Origin of the sequence: Natrinema marinum (assembly GCF_024296685.1) — an archaeon.
GTDB lineage: Archaea > Halobacteriota > Halobacteria > Halobacteriales > Natrialbaceae > Natrinema > Natrinema marinum.
Genome location: NZ_CP100763.1, coordinates 801532 through 815341, shown reverse-complemented (window position 1 = coordinate 815341; position 13810 = coordinate 801532). Strand labels below are relative to the sequence as shown.

The following is a 13810-nucleotide window of genomic DNA, read 5'->3' as shown; positions in this document are numbered from 1 at the left end:
CCGGCTCGCAATGCCAACGTTGACACTCTCTCGAGTGGGACACTCGAGCCATGAGTTCGGCCGAGGTCGAAATCTCACGGACGAAGGCGTGGCTGATGGCGGCCCGCCCGCAGACCTTGCCCGCGGCCGCGGCTCCGGTGATCGTGGGGACGGGGCTCGCGGTCCACGAGGGGGTGTTCGCGCCGTTGCCGGCGGTGATGGCGTTCGTGGGTGCTGCGCTGATCCAGATCGGGACGAATTTCGCGAACGACTACTACGACGCGGTCAAAGGAGCCGACACGGACGACCGCGAGGGGTTCACTCGCGTCACCCAGTCGGGACTCATCTCGCCCGAGCAGGTCAAGCTCGCGACGCTGGTGACGTTCGCCCTGGCGATCCTCACCGGGACCTACCTCGTCTACGTCGGAGGCGTTCCGATCCTGGTCGTCGGGCTGGTGAGCGTCTTCTGCGGGTGGGCCTACACCGGCGGCCCCTATCCGCTGGGCTATCACGGGCTAGGCGACCTCTTCGTGTTCGTCTTCTTCGGACTCATCGCCGTGACCGGGACCTACTACGTGCAGGCGGCGGCCGTCCTCGCTGAGCCGCTGTCGACGACGATCCCGGCGGGGACGGTCACGCGCGAGGCGATCGCCGCGAGTCTCCCCGTCGCCGGGCTCTCGACGGCCATCCTCGTCGTGAACAACGTCCGCGACAAAGAGACCGACGCCGAGGCGGGCAAACGCACGCTCGCGGTCCGGCTCGGCTACCGGGCGAGTCGCCTCGAGTTCACCGCTCTGTTCGCGCTCGCCTACGTCGTTCCGCTCTGGTTCTGGCTCGGCGCGGACTTCGGCCTCGGCGTCTTGCTCCCGCTCGTCACTCTCCCCTACGCCGCGATGATCGCACGGACGATCTGGACGCGGACCGACGGCGAGGCGCTCAATCCGGCGCTCGAGCAGACTGGCAAGCTGCTTGCGGTCTACGCCCTCTGTTTCGCCGGGGGGCTGGTGGTGCTATGAGTCCGACCGACGACCTCTCGCTGGAGTATCGGTCGTTCTCGCTGGAACTCGCGGAGCCCCTCGAGACGGCCGACGGAACGATCGAGTCCCGCGACGGTTTCCTCGTTCGGCTGATCGACGAGGAGGCCGCGGATGCGGGCGGGCCCCACGACGAGGCCGTCGGCTACGGCGAGGCGACGCCGCTACAGGGCTGGACGGAATCGGGCGCTGACTGCGAGGACGCCCTCGAGCGCGCCCGGGACGCGCTCGAATCGGGTGGGCCGAGCGAGGCGCTCGAGGCCGTCGATCGCCAGGTCGCAGCCAGACACGGACTCGCGCTGGCGCTCGCGGACCTGCAGGCGAGCCGCGAGGCGACGCCGCTGTACCGCTATCTCGGGCAGGGCCCGATGGTCGGCCGCGTGCCGGTCAACGCGACGATCGGCGACGGCTCGACGACCGACACCGTCCGCGCGGCGCGTAGCGCGGTCGATCGAGGCTTCGACTGCTGTAAGCTCAAGGCGGGTCTCCGGAGCGTCGAGGAAGACGTCGAACGCGTCCGGCGCGTCCGCGAGGCCGTCGGCTCCGGCGTCGAACTCCGGGTCGACGCCAACGAAGCGTGGACCTACGAGGAAGCCGAGTGCGCGCTCGAGCGCTTCGCCGACCACGGCGTCTCGATCCTCGAGCAGCCGCTTCCCGCGGGGGCGCTCGAGGGTCACGCCGATCTCCGGGCGCAGAGCCGCGGCGTCGACATCGCGCTCGACGAGGGGCTGTTAGAGCACGGCGTCGACGCGATCTGTGAGGCCGACGCGGCGGATGTCGTGGTCCTCAAACCGATGGCGTTGGGCGGGATCGACGTCGCTCGCAAGGTCGCCGCGTGGCTGACCGAACTCGAGGTTACGCCGCTGGTGACGACGACCATCGACGGCGTCGTCGCCCGGACCGGCGCGGTCCACCTCGCGGCGGCGATTCCGAACGTGCCGGCCTGCGGGCTCGCGACGGGCGACCTCCTCGCGACGGATCTCGGGCGAGATCCCGTCTTGCTCGAGAAGGGGTCCGCGGTCGTGCCACAGGCGAAGGGACTGGGCGTCTCGGACGTGTGGGAGGAGCGATGACCGGACCGGTCGACTGGCCGACCCAGGACCTCGTCGCCCACCGCGTCGCGGCGACGCCGGATCGGACGGCGCTGATCGATGTCACGACGGAGACCGAGTGGACCGTCCGCGATCTCGACCGACAGGTCGACCGCGCCGCGGCGGGCCTCGAGTCCGTCCTCGAGAAACGCGACGGGACCGGCGGCGAGCGGATCGGCGTCCTGATGGACACCAGACCGGCCTTCGCGACCCTCTTTTTCGCCGCGATGCGGACCGGGACGACGGTCGTCCTGCTGAACGTCCGCGAGACGGTCGGCGAACTCGCTGCGAAGGTCGAACGCACCGGACTCGGCGCGATCGTCTGCGAGCGAGCCACAGAGGAGACGGCGCTCGAGATCGCGGACGAGCAAGCCCCCGAAGCGGTCGACGTGTACTCGGTCGACGAGCCGCGGAGCGGTCGCGTCTCGGCACCGTTTCGGTCGGCCGTCGCCGAGGAGACAGGCTCCGACCTCGCCCCCGACTCTCGAGCGGTCGAACCGGTCGCGCTCGAGCGCGACGATACCCAGCTGATCATGTTTACTTCGGGCACGTCCGGCGAGCCGAAGGGCGTCCGGCTGACGGTCGGCAACCTCGTCGCGAGCGCGACCGCCTCCGCGTTCCGGCTCGGCGTCGGCCCCGACGACCGATGGCTCTGCTGTCTCCCGATGTACCACATGGGCGGGCTGGCACCCGTCCTCCGCTCAGTGCTCTACGGAACCCCGGTCGTGATCCAGCGCGAGTTCGACGCCGAGTCGACAGCGCGGGTGCTGGGCGAGTACGAGATCTCGGGCGTCTCGCTGGTCCCGACGATGTGCAAGCGCTTGCTCGAGGTCGGCTGGAACCCCGCCGACACGCTCCGGTTCGTCCTCCTCGGCGGCGCGCCGGCCTCGGACGAACTGCTCGAGCGCTGCCGGAAGCGCGGCGTGCCGGTCCACCCGACCTACGGCATGACCGAGACAGCCTCGCAGATCGCGACGGCCACGCCGGCCGAGACCGGCACGCACGAGGGAACGGTCGGCCAGCCACTGTTGTTCACCGACGTGTCCGTCGTCGACGAGGCCGGAACGGCCGTCGGGGCCGGCGAGCAGGGTGAACTCGTCGTCTCGGGGCCGACGGTGACGCCGGGCTACCTCGACGACGAACACACCGAGGCGGCGTTTGGCGACCGCGGCCTGCACACGGGCGATATCGGCTATCGAGACGTAGACGGCCGGCTGTGGATCCTCAACCGACGTAGCGACCGCATCGTCACCGGCGGCGAGAACGTCGATCCCGGCGAGGTGATCGCGGCCCTCCGGTCGCATCCCCGCGTCGAGGAGACCGCGGTCGTCGGCCTCGAAGACGAGGAGTGGGGCGAGCGCGTCGCGGCGCTGATCGTCCCCGATGCTGGAACCAGTTCGGACGCGACGCTCGAGCCACGATCCGTGCTCGCTCACTGCGACGGCCAGCTCGCCGGCTTCAAGCGGCCGAAGACGGTCGGCTTTGCCGGCGAACTCCCCCGAACGGCGTCGGGAACCGTCGATCGCGAGGCGGTCCGGGAGCGCCTGCTCGCAGATGGGATCGACGTGACCGACCCCGCGTGAGCCGGATCGGTGGCTGCCGCCAGCGCCGCACGGACTGCCGCCGGAACGGAAGTTAAGACGCTGGCGTTCCTACCGCGAGCCGTGTGTACGCTCACTCTCGCCTGGCAGGTGTTCGACGACGTTCCGGTCGCGGTCGCCGCCAACCGCGACGAGGCCCTCGAGCGCGAGTCGACATCGCCCGCGGTCTTCAGTGAGGATCCGTTAGTCGTCGCTCCCCGCGACACCGAGGCCGGCGGCACGTGGATCGGCTACAACGAACACGGCGTCTTCGCTGGAATCACGAACAAGTGGACCGACGCCGAGTTGGCCGGCGAGCGCTCGCGGGGGCTGCTCGTCGCCGACGTGCTCGAGGCGGACTCCGCCGCCGACGCGGCGGCGACCGTCGAGGACGCGGTCGAAGCCGACGAGTACGACGGCTTCTATCTCGTCGTCGCCGACGCGACCGACGCAGTCTGCTACGCGTGGGACGGCGCACTCTCTCGGACCGAGTTCGACCCCGGTGTCCACGTCGTCGTCAACGTCGCCGTCGACGACGCGGTCGACGTGCCGTCGATCCGGCCGGAGGCCGGCCGAGCGCAGGCGGCGAACGCACGAGCGGTCCGCGAGGCGCTCGCGGCGACGTCCGGCGAGACGGCGTCGGAGTGGCTCGAGCGAGCGGGCGACGTGCTCGGCGATCACGAGTACGGCGTCTGCATCCACCGAGACGGGTTCGGAACCCGGTCGTCGTCGCTGCTCGCGATCGGCCCGGAAACGGATCACTACGCCTTCGCGCCGGGGCCGCCTTGCCGGACGAGTTACGAGACGGTGTCGGTCGCCACTGAGGGAGAGGCCGGGATCGGATCCCAGGTCGACGCCGCAGACGGGGTCGCGAGCGACGATTCAGCGGTCGACGGGGAAGGGCACATTTAAGCGGTTCGCACCGTCTTGTATGGATATGGACGCACTCCTGCCTGTAGCGACGCGCACGGCGAGGTGGTCGCCGTGAGCGTTTCCGCGGCCGAAGCCGAGCTCACCGAGGACGAGCGCGCCGGTCTCGAACTCGTCCGCGAGTCCGGCGGTATCCACCAGAGCGATTTCTGGAAGGAACTCGATGTCTCCTCGCGCAAGGGCAGCCGGATCGTCGAATCCCTCGTCGAGAAGGAACTCGTCGACCGGGAGGAGACGATCTACGACGGCCACAACACGTACTACATCGCACCGACGGCCCGCGACCTCGATTTCACCCTCCTGATGGCCGGCGACATGCTCTCGCCGTTCATCGGCGAGGAGGAGGTCGATCCCAACAGCGACGCCTTCTCGCAGTGGATCATGAACCTCGCGTACGAGGAGTAGCCGGGTTTTCGCGGCGCTCGGTCACGAGTCGCTCGACCCGTTCGATTTCCGCGCGCCCCGCACTTGCGCGACGTGAGTAAACGTGACCAGCCCTAGCCCGCCGACGAGGTTCCCCGCGGTCGCGATCACGATCGTTTCGAACAGCGTTCCGTACGTGATTCGGGGATCGAAGAGCATCCCGAAGAAAACGTGGATCGCGGTTACGATCACGTGATCGAAGGGCCCGAGAGCCAACAGGAATCCGACGATGTACGCCAGCGTGATCCGGCTTCGGACGGTGTTGACGCCCTCGAGGAGGAACGAGAGCATGCTCACGAGCGCGCCACCGACGATAGCGCTCGCGAACATTGCTCGCCGCGGACGGCGAACGATCTCCTCGGCGGTTCGACCGAGCGCGTGTGCCGTCCCCGACGGCAGGACGCCGTCGACGGCGAAGACGAGCGCGAAGAGGAACCCGCCGACGAGATTGAAAACGAAGGTGACGGTCCACAGCCGAACGAGCGGGCCGAGCAACCACGACCCGTCCCGATCGGCCGCCGTCGCGGCCGGATCGAAGAAATTCTCGTTGAACAGTTCCGTCCGCCCGACGACCAAGAAGACGACGCCGACGCCGAACGCGAGCGCCCCCGCGATGTGCGCGACGGCACCGAACTGCGGTTCGACCAGCGCATCGACGACGCCCAGCGCGGCGATGCCGAAGACGATCGTAAACCCCGCGATGAAACTCGTCGAAACGAGTTCGAGCAGCGACTGGTCGAGGCGACGTTCGCCTTCTTCGACCGCCCGATCGAATATCTCGGCCGGGTCCGGGGCGACAGACACGGTAGAGAGGGTACCGCTGTCTGACGGATAAGCGCCGGGTATGCATACGCTACGGCCGTCCGGTGACCGGCCCGGCCGCCGCTGTCGCTCGAGCCGGGCTGTTCACTTGGGCGTACTGCGAAACGGGCGTTCGGGACGGAGCAAGAGCCACTACTCGTAGGGATCGAACTGTTCGATCAGGACGAAGGGGTCGCGTTCGCGGTTGTAGTAGGAAACGTCGCCGTCGATCGCTTCGATGAGTCGTCGGTGGACCTCGCGTGCGGCCCGCCCCTCGTCGGGCTCTAAGTGGTGACGGCCGCGCATGTCGGTCCAGAAGCCGCCGTCGAGCCAGAGCAGCGTCTCATCGTTGGACTGATAGACGACATCGCCTTTCTCGGTCAGCCCGTCGATCGCGAGTTGCCGACCGGAGAGCTGTGCACGAGCGAGGACGGCGACGAGCTGGCGTCGCGAGACGGGTGCGTGCAGGGCGACGTCGTCGATCGTATCGTCGAAGTAGCCCTCGACGAGGTCACACGCCCTCGAGAATTCGTCGAACTCGACTTCTTGGTCCTGTGCAATCTTCATGAGAGTCTTCCCGAGCTAGCTGTTCGGTATGGGTACAGTTGGCAGACGTGTATAAAAATCTATCCGTCCCCCGGCGACCTCAGGTGAGCGCGCTCGCGGCCCGAATCAACCGCTCCTCGCCGAAGGCGGGGCCGATGAGCTGAAGGCCGACAGGGAGGCCGTCGGTCTCGCCGGCCGGCACCGAGATCGCGGGCAGGTCCGCCAGGTTGACTGGGACCGTGTTCGCGTCGGCGAGATAGAGCTGGAGCGGGTCGTCCAGACTCTCGCCGAGTTCGAACGGGGGCACCGGCATCGTCGGGCTCGCGAGCACGTCGGCGTCCGAGAGCGCCTCGTCGAAGTCCTGTTTGACCCACGCGCGGGCGTCCTGAGCCTTCTTGTAGTACTTGTCGTGGTACCCCGCCGAGAGCGCGTACGTCCCGAGCAGGATGCGGCGCTTGACCTCGTCGCCGAAGCCCTCCTCGCGGGCTTTCGCGAACGCCTCGTTCCAGTTGCCGTCGTAGCCGCCCGACCGGCCGTAGCGGACGCCGTCGAACCGCGCGAGGTTCGACGACGCCTCCGACATCGCGATCACGTAGTAGGCTTCGACGGCGTGCTCGACCGACGGCAGCGAGACATCGTGGTACTCAGCGCCGCGGTCCTCGAGTTCGCCCAACGCCGCCCAGAACGTCTCGACGACACCCTCGTCGGCACCCTCGAGCAACTCGGTGGGGACGCCGATGGAGAGCCCGTCGACATCGCCGGTGGCGGCGTCGGCGTAGCGCTCGCCCTCGAGCCGCGGCGTCTCACGGGCGTCGCCCGCTCGACTCTCCGAGGCGCGTGGCGCCTCGCGTGTCGTCGCGTCGCGCTCGTCGGAGCCGGCGATCACGTCGAGCAGTGCGGCGGCGTCCTCGACGGTCTCGCCGAAGGGGCCGATCTGCTCTAAACTGTTGCCGTAGGCGACGAGGCCGTACCGCGAGACCAGGCCGTAGGTGGGCTTGATGCCGACGACACCGCAGAACGCGGCCGGACAGCGGACCGAACCGCCGGTGTCCGAACCGAGCGCGAGGTCGGCCTCGCCCGCCGCGACGGCGGCCGCCGAACCGCCCGAGGAACCGCCGGGGACGTGGCCCGGCGCGGCCGGGTTGTCCGTGGAGCCGAAGGCGGAGGTTTCGGTGGTCGTCCCCATCCCGAACTCGTCCATGTTGGCTTTGCCGACGATCGTCGCGCCGGCCTCCTTGAGGCGGGAGACGACCGTCGCGTCGTAGGGCGGGACGTACTCCGCGAGCATCTCCGAGCCGCAGGTCGTCCGGACGCCCTCGGTGGAGATGTTGTCCTTGACCGCGACGGTCGTCCCGGCCAGCGGGCCGTCGTCGGCACCCTCGATCCGTTCCTCGGTGATGAAAATATTTTCCGACATGTTCAGGAGACGTTCGGCCCTTTGAAGTAGCCATCCTCGGTTTCCGGCGCGTTCCGAAGCGCTTCCGCGTGCTCGAGCGAGGAACGTTCCTCGTCGGGTCGCATCACGTTCGCGAGGTCGGCCTCGCGGTCGACCTCCGGCACCTCGTCTAACGTCTCGAAGTACGCGAGGATGTCCGCGAACTGCCCGGTGAACCGGTCGACCTCATCGTCGTCGAGATCGACGCGGGCCAGCTCCGCGACGTGGCGGACCTCCTCGGGACTGACGGCGTCGTCGCTCATACGTGTTCGCACCGGCCTCCGGAGAGTAAGGGTTTCGATACTGCCGGCGCGCGACGCGGCAGCCGACGGGCGTCGGAAGACGCCGAAACGACCGAAACTTCCAAGTGTTGTCAGTCCGCAATGATTCGCGAGAACGCGTTTTCCAGCGAGAGGTACCTTGCTGTACTGACAATGACTGACTCCACCATCCAAACGCAGAGCGAGGAGCGACGCCAGGCCGAGTCCGAGACGGCGACCGAGACCGCCACCGAGCGCGAGCAGTGCCCGGAGTGTGGCGGCCGACTGGTCTCCGACGCCGAGCACGCGGAGACGGTCTGTGCGGACTGCGCGCTCGTCGTCGACGAAGGCGAGATCGACCGCGGTCCCGAGTGGCGAGCGTTCGACGCCGCCGAGAAAGACGAGAAGTCCCGCGTCGGCGCGCCGACGACGAACATGATGCACGACCAAGGGCTCTCGACGAACATCGGCTGGCAGGACAAAGACGCCTACGGGCGCTCCCTGAGTTCCCGCCAGCGCCAGAAGATGCAACGGTTACGAAAGTGGAACGAGCGCTTCCGCACCCGCGACTCCAAGGAGCGCAACCTCAAGCAAGCACTCGGCGAGATCGACCGCATGGCCTCCGCGCTGGGCCTCCCCGACAACGTCCGCGAAACCAGCAGCGTCATTTACCGGCGCGCGCTTGAGGAAGACCTCCTCCCGGGCCGGTCGATCGAAGGCGTCGCGACGGCGTCGCTGTACGCCGCCGCCCGCCAGGCCGGCACGCCGCGTAGTCTCGACGAGATTTCGGCGGTCTCCCGCGTCGAGAAAGACGAGGTCGCGCGCACCTACCGCTACGTGATTCGGGAGCTCGGCCTCGAGGTCCAGCCGGCCGACCCCGAGAGCTACGTGCCGCGATTCGCCAGCGAGCTCGAGCTCTCCGACGAAACCGAGCGACGCGCCCGGTCTCTCCTGTCGACGGCCAAGGAATCGGGCGCTCACAGCGGCAAGTCACCGGTCGGCCTCGCCGCCGCCGCGGTGTACGCCGCCGCTCTCTTGACCAACGAGAAGGTCACCCAAAACGAGGTCGGCGAGGTCGCCAGCATCTCCGAGGTCACCATCCGCAACCGGTACAAAGAACTGCTCGAGGCCGAAGAGGGAGCGCCCGCCTGAGGCGACCCCGACGCGTTCGTCCCGACACCGTGGTACGCGTCGATTCCCTGGCCATCGTTTCGGCTAGCGCAATGGTCTTCGAAAGGTGAAATTATTCGCTTCAAATATATTCCTAACCGGTGTCGCGTTCGGATAACGAGCGCATACTCAAGCATCCTGCACTGGAGTGGTCGCATATGAACTGCGACAACTGCCAGGCCGACGAGGTTGCGTACACCCTGACGACCCACGTCGAACCCGGGACCGGCGAGCAGGTCGATCTCCACTTCTGCTCGACGGACTGTCTCCGCGTCTGGACGTGAGCCACGGTAGCCGCGGCCGCCCCGAACCGCTATCCGCCCGCACAACGCAGCGACGATCGTGACTCGACAGTCAGTCTCGACGACGACGGGAGCGTCCCCGGAACCGCCGCTTTCGGCCGAAATCGACGCGGAGGCGACCGAACGGACGGTCAACGGCGTCCGCTTGCACGTCGTCGCGGCCGGCGACGAGACCGGCCCGCTGGTCGTCTTGCTACACGGCTTTCCCGAGTTCTGGTACGGCTGGCGGGCCCAACTCGAGCCGCTCGTCGCGGCCGGCTACCGCGTGCTCGTGCCCGATCAGCGGGGGTACGACCGGAGCGAGAAGCCGGACGGGGTGAGCGCGTATCGAACCCACGCACTCTCGCGAGATGTCGTCGGCCTGCTCGCGTCCGAGGGCCGCGAGCGGGCACACGTCGTCGGCCACGACTGGGGCGGGATGGTCGCCTGGGACCTCTCGCGTCGGTTCCCCGAGCGCATCGACCGGCTCGCCGTCGTCAACGCACCGCACCCGACCGCCTATCTGCGAGCACTGTTCGCGAGCCCCGAACAGCTGCGCCGGAGCTGGTACGCGGCCTGGTTCCAAGTGCCGCGACTTCCCGAGGTCGTCTGCCGACTCGGCGACTACCGCGTCCTCGAGCGCGCCCTGCGAGGGACGGCCCCACCGGGCACGTTCTCCGACGAGGATCTGGCCCGCTACCGCCGCGCCTGGGACCGGGACGGTGCGATCACGGGGATGCTCAACTGGTATCGAGCCGCCGCGAGGTACCCGCCGATTCGGCCGCCCGACCGGGTCGACGCGCCGACGCTCGTCGTCTGGGGCGAGGAGGACACGGCGCTGCTGCCCTCCCTGGCGGTCGACAGCGCGACGTTCTGCGCGGACGCCCGTCTCGAGTTCCTTCCGGGCGTAAGCCACTGGGTACCTCACGAGGCCCCCGCCCGGCTGTCCGAGTTGCTGCTCGAGCACCTCAGTGAGCCGTAGCCTCCTCTGCTCGAGGGTCCCACGCGCCCGCGTCCGTCGACCGGAACACGTTCGGGGAAGGAGTCCCGTCACTGGTCGCCGTCGGTCCGAACGAACGTCACCGCGGGCGTCCGGGGCGTGGACCGTCGCAACCGCCACCACTCCCCGGACCGCGTGCGGTGGCCGCCGCTCGAGAGCCATGATCGAACTTCGCCTGCGTCCGAACCCGGTCGGCCGAGTCGCCTCCGAACCGTCAGTCGTCGCCCTCGCCGTCGCCGACGCGGCGGTCGTCACTGCCTTCCTCGGCTTCGGCCTGTTCGTCCACGGGATCGAGCCGTGGGCGTACCCGGCACACACCCTCCGGACGGCGACGCCGTTCGTGCTCGCGTGGGCGGTCGTCGCCCCGCCGCTTGGCGCGTATCGCGGTCGGGCGCTCGAGTCGTTCCGCTGGACGGTCGCCGTCGTCGTCGTCGCGTGGCTCGCCGCGACCCTGCTCGGTAGCGGCATCCGCGCGTCGTCGTTCTTCCCCGGCGGTGCGCCCCCGTCGTTCCTGCTGGTCAACGCCGCGCTCGGACTCGCGTTCGTCCTCCCGTGGCGACTGGCGGTGACCGGCGGGCGGCGCGTACGGCGATAAGAGAGGGGGCTCAGTCGGCCGCCTGGCCGCCGTCGACCGGGATCGTATGGCCCGTGATGTACGAGGCGTCGGCCGAACAGAGGAACGCGACCGCGCCGGCGATTTCCGAAGGTTCGGCGATGCGCCGCGAGGGGAGAACCGACCCCGATCGGCCGCGGCGCAGCGCCTCGAGCGGCCACGGGACCGCGAACGTGTTCGGCACTACTCCTACCCGGCGCGTCGGCGAGTATCGACCGTGAGATGAGTTCCTGTTCGCTCTGCGGGCTCCCGACGCCCGAGCGGCCGGTGACCGCCGACGGCGTCGACGGCTCGTTCTGCTGTCGGGGCTGTCTCGAGGTCCACGAGACGCTCGCCGAGGTCGACGGCGTGGACCGCTCGAGCGTCGTCGAGCGAGCGGGTGACTCCGCCGAGCGCGAGGTTCCTGACGGCGCCGCCGAGACCTTTCTGGCGATCGAGGGGATGCACTGTGCGACCTGCGAGGGGTTCGTTTCCCTGCTGGGCGAGGAGGAAAATGGAATCCTCACCGTCGAAGCGAGCTACGCCACCGACACCGCTCGCGTCGTCTACGACCCCAACCGATTGGCCGAGGGCGACCTCCCCGAGGCGCTCTCGGGGTACGGCTACGAGGCGCGGTTTCGCGACGGCGAGGCGGGCTCGAGGCGGGCCGACGAGGAACTGGTCCAGCGGCTGCTCGTCGGCGGCTTCCTGACGATGCTGATCATGCCGTGGTACCTGTTTTACCTCTATCCGAGCTACGTCGGCATCGAGACGGGGATCCTCTCGGTCGACGCGACCTCACCGGTCGGGATCTACCTCCCGATGGCGATCATCGGCCTGCTGACGACCGGCGTGCTCTGCTACACCGGTTACCCCGTCCTCCGGGGCGCGTACGTCAGCCTGCGGGTGGGCCAGCCGAACATGGATCTGCTGATCGCCATCGCGGCCGTTTCGGCCTACGCCTACAGCACGGTCGCGCTCGTCACGGGAAGCACCCACCTCTACTACGACGTGACCGTCGCCGTGATCATGGTCGTGAGCCTCGGGACCTACTACGAGCGCCGGATCAAGCGCCGCGCGACCCGGCTGCTCGCGGACGTGACCGCCGCGCAGGTCCGCGACGCGACCCGGCGAACCCCCGAGGGGACCGAGACGGTACCGGTCGATCGCCTCGAGCCCGGCGACGAGGTCGTCGTCAAGCCGGGCGAGCGCATCCCGGTCGACGGGACGATCCGCGAGGGAACCGCGGCCGTCGACGAGTCGGTGCTGACGGGGGAGTCCCTCCCGGTCACGAAGCAGCCGGGCGATCGAGTCGTCGGCGGCGCGATCGTGACCGACAGCGCGCTCGTCCTCGAGGTCGGATCGGACGCCGAGAGCACGCTCGACCGCATCGCGACGCTCATGTGGGAGATCCAGAGTGCGACGCCGGGCGTCCAACGGCTGGCCGACCGGCTCGCGACGGTGTTCGTCCCGCTCGTGCTGACGCTCGCGGCCGCCGTCACTGGCTGGCGACTCGCGACGGGGACGCCGGTCGGCGACGCGGTGCTGACGGGGCTGACGGTGCTGGTCGTCTCCTGTCCCTGTGCGATGGGGCTGGCGACGCCGCTGGCGGTCGCCTCCGGGCTTCGCGACGCCTTAGAGCGCGGGATCGTCGTGGCGAACGCGACCCTGTTCGAGTCGGCTCCGGCCGTCGAGACGATCGTCTTCGACAAGACCGGGACGCTGACAGCCGGCGAGATGACCGTCCACGAGGTCCGCGGCGAGCCCGCGGCCCTCGAGCGCGCCGCGGCCCTCGAGCGACTGTCGGAACATCCCGCGGCCGACGCGATCGTGGCCCACGCCGAGAGCGAGCGGCCGGACCGAGCGGAAGTCGACGCGGGCGTCGCGTCCGACGGCGGCCGTCTCGAGCCGCCGGAAGCGGACGAGACGACCGAACCGGAGCCCGCGCTCGAGCCGACCGACTTCGAGCGCCATCCCGGCGAGGGCGTCAGCGCGACCGTCGACGGCGAGCGATGCGTCGTCGGGACGCCCGCGCTCGTCGAGCGGCTGGTCGGCCCCGTTTCGGCCGACCTCGAGCTGGCAATCGACGACGCGCGTGCGGCGGGACGGCTCCCGGTCGTCGTCGGCTACGAGGGGCGAGCGCGGGCCGTCGTCGTCGTCGGCGACCGGACCAGAGCGGAGTGGCGCGACGTGCTCGAATCGGTCGCCGACCGCGAGGTGGTCGTGCTGACGGGCGATGACGAGGCCGCGACGGCGACGTTCCGCGATCACCCGGCGGTCGATCGAGTCTTCGCGGGCGTCCCGCCCGACGGAAAGGTCGAGACCGTCCGCAGGCTCGCACGTGAGCACGTGACCGCGATGGTCGGCGACGGGACGAACGACGCGCCCGCGCTGGCCGCGGCCGACGTGGGGATCGCGCTGGGCCACGGGACGGCCCGCGCAACCGACGCCGCCGACGCGGTGGTGACCTCGAGCGACCTCGGCGCCGTCCCCGACGTGCTCGAGCTCGCGGCGGGGACCCGGCGGCGTATCCGCGAGAACGTCGCCTGGGCGCTGTTGTACAACGCCGTTGCGATCCCGCTGGCGGCGGCGGGGCTGATCAATCCGCTCTTCGCGGCCGTCGCGATGGCCGCGAGCAGCACCATCGTCGTCGTCAACTCCTCGCGGTCGGTGTTAGCCGACGAGTGA

The 13810-nt window shown here is 69.3% G+C and carries 14 protein-coding genes and 1 pseudogene; 10 read left to right on the top strand and 5 right to left on the bottom strand.

The window, feature by feature from the left end; translation table 11 throughout:
• Positions 1 to 50: 50 nt before the first annotated feature.
• The 5 genes from NKH51_RS04060 to NKH51_RS04040 all read left to right on the top strand — a co-directional run bounded on the left by NKH51_RS04060 (position 51) and on the right by NKH51_RS04040 (position 5019).
• On the top strand, positions 51 to 995 hold the full coding sequence (locus tag NKH51_RS04060) for a 1,4-dihydroxy-2-naphthoate polyprenyltransferase (protein ID WP_254763972.1): 945 nt from the start codon (positions 51 to 53) through the stop codon (positions 993 to 995).
• Complete coding sequence (locus NKH51_RS04055) at positions 992 to 2086, top strand: mandelate racemase/muconate lactonizing enzyme family protein (RefSeq protein WP_254763971.1); 1095 nt, start codon at positions 992 to 994, stop codon at positions 2084 to 2086. Before NKH51_RS04060 ends, NKH51_RS04055 begins: the two co-directional genes overlap by 4 nt.
• The gene (locus NKH51_RS04050; RefSeq protein ID WP_254763970.1) at positions 2083 to 3687 is read left to right on the top strand and encodes a class I adenylate-forming enzyme family protein; all 1605 of its coding nucleotides are present in this window, start codon (positions 2083 to 2085) and stop codon (positions 3685 to 3687) included. The genes NKH51_RS04055 and NKH51_RS04050 overlap by 4 nt, the downstream gene beginning before the upstream one ends.
• 81 nt (positions 3688 to 3768) lie before the next feature.
• Positions 3769 to 4596 (top strand): NRDE family protein, encoded by an 828-nt coding sequence (locus NKH51_RS04045; protein ID WP_254763969.1) that lies wholly within the window; start codon positions 3769 to 3771, stop codon positions 4594 to 4596.
• Positions 4597 to 4668: 72 nt separating this feature from the next.
• A complete protein-coding gene (locus NKH51_RS04040; RefSeq protein ID WP_254763968.1) occupies positions 4669 to 5019 on the top strand; it encodes a helix-turn-helix transcriptional regulator in 351 nt (116 codons plus the stop codon).
• A 21-nt stretch (positions 5020 to 5040) separates the two neighbouring features.
• On the opposite strand, the gene NKH51_RS04035 is transcribed toward NKH51_RS04040, so the two are convergent.
• The 4 genes from NKH51_RS04035 to gatC form a co-directional block, all read right to left on the bottom strand.
• On the bottom strand, positions 5041 to 5841 hold the full coding sequence (locus NKH51_RS04035; RefSeq protein WP_254763967.1) for a formate/nitrite transporter family protein: 801 nt from the start codon (positions 5839 to 5841) through the stop codon (positions 5041 to 5043).
• Between the two features lie 150 nt (positions 5842 to 5991).
• Positions 5992 to 6405, bottom strand: a complete 414-nt coding sequence (locus tag NKH51_RS04030) for a DUF8048 family protein (protein WP_254763966.1) — start codon at positions 6403 to 6405, stop codon at positions 5992 to 5994.
• 79 nt (positions 6406 to 6484) lie between these two features.
• Complete coding sequence (gene gatA / locus NKH51_RS04025) at positions 6485 to 7801, bottom strand: Asp-tRNA(Asn)/Glu-tRNA(Gln) amidotransferase subunit GatA (RefSeq protein ID WP_254763965.1); 1317 nt, start codon at positions 7799 to 7801, stop codon at positions 6485 to 6487.
• Positions 7802 to 7803: 2 nt separating this feature from the next.
• Positions 7804 to 8082, bottom strand: a complete 279-nt coding sequence (gene gatC, locus NKH51_RS04020) for an Asp-tRNA(Asn)/Glu-tRNA(Gln) amidotransferase subunit GatC (RefSeq protein ID WP_254763964.1) — start codon at positions 8080 to 8082, stop codon at positions 7804 to 7806.
• Positions 8083 to 8253: 171 nt separating this feature from the next.
• On the opposite strand from gatC, the gene NKH51_RS04015 reads away from it, so the two are divergent.
• From NKH51_RS04015 to NKH51_RS04005, 4 genes are all read left to right on the top strand, one after another.
• Positions 8254 to 9231, top strand: a complete 978-nt coding sequence (locus NKH51_RS04015) for a transcription initiation factor IIB (protein ID WP_254763963.1) — start codon at positions 8254 to 8256, stop codon at positions 9229 to 9231.
• A gap of 176 nt (positions 9232 to 9407) precedes the next feature.
• Positions 9408 to 9533 carry a hypothetical protein gene (locus NKH51_RS18790; RefSeq protein ID WP_256527493.1) on the top strand — a complete coding sequence of 42 codons (126 nt, stop codon included), beginning with the start codon at positions 9408 to 9410 and terminating at the stop codon, positions 9531 to 9533.
• Between the two features lie 58 nt (positions 9534 to 9591).
• A complete protein-coding gene (locus NKH51_RS04010; RefSeq protein ID WP_425606685.1) occupies positions 9592 to 10512 on the top strand; it encodes an alpha/beta fold hydrolase in 921 nt (306 codons plus the stop codon).
• Positions 10513 to 10690: 178 nt separating this feature from the next.
• Positions 10691 to 11125, top strand: a complete 435-nt coding sequence (locus tag NKH51_RS04005) for a DUF3054 domain-containing protein (protein WP_254763962.1) — start codon at positions 10691 to 10693, stop codon at positions 11123 to 11125.
• A 10-nt stretch (positions 11126 to 11135) separates the two neighbouring features.
• Here the strand turns inward: NKH51_RS04005 and NKH51_RS04000 are convergent.
• Positions 11136 to 11261 (bottom strand): annotated as a pseudogene (locus NKH51_RS04000) (SDR family oxidoreductase); the annotation flags it as partial.
• 104 nt (positions 11262 to 11365) lie between these two features.
• Between NKH51_RS04000 and NKH51_RS03995 the strand changes: the two are divergent.
• On the top strand, positions 11366 to 13810 hold the full coding sequence (locus tag NKH51_RS03995; RefSeq protein ID WP_254763961.1) for a heavy metal translocating P-type ATPase: 2445 nt from the start codon (positions 11366 to 11368) through the stop codon (positions 13808 to 13810).

Excerpts from the sequence above, each read along its gene's own strand:
- NKH51_RS04060 (WP_254763972.1), top strand. The coding sequence starts at position 51 with ATGAGTTCGGCCGAGGTCGAAATCTCACGGACGAAGGCGTGGCTGATG.
- NKH51_RS04055 (WP_254763971.1), top strand. The coding sequence starts at position 992 with ATGAGTCCGACCGACGACCTCTCGCTGGAGTATCGGTCGTTCTCGCTG.
- NKH51_RS04050 (WP_254763970.1), top strand. The coding sequence starts at position 2,083 with ATGACCGGACCGGTCGACTGGCCGACCCAGGACCTCGTCGCCCACCGC.
- NKH51_RS04030 (WP_254763966.1), bottom strand. The coding sequence starts at position 6,405 with ATGAAGATTGCACAGGACCAAGAAGTCGAGTTCGACGAATTCTCGAGG.
- gatA (WP_254763965.1), bottom strand. The coding sequence starts at position 7,801 with ATGTCGGAAAATATTTTCATCACCGAGGAACGGATCGAGGGTGCCGAC.
- gatC (WP_254763964.1), bottom strand. The coding sequence starts at position 8,082 with ATGAGCGACGACGCCGTCAGTCCCGAGGAGGTCCGCCACGTCGCGGAG.
- NKH51_RS04015 (WP_254763963.1), top strand. The coding sequence starts at position 8,254 with ATGACTGACTCCACCATCCAAACGCAGAGCGAGGAGCGACGCCAGGCC.
- NKH51_RS18790 (WP_256527493.1), top strand. The coding sequence starts at position 9,408 with ATGAACTGCGACAACTGCCAGGCCGACGAGGTTGCGTACACCCTGACG.
- NKH51_RS04005 (WP_254763962.1), top strand. The coding sequence starts at position 10,691 with ATGATCGAACTTCGCCTGCGTCCGAACCCGGTCGGCCGAGTCGCCTCC.
- NKH51_RS03995 (WP_254763961.1), top strand. The coding sequence starts at position 11,366 with ATGAGTTCCTGTTCGCTCTGCGGGCTCCCGACGCCCGAGCGGCCGGTG.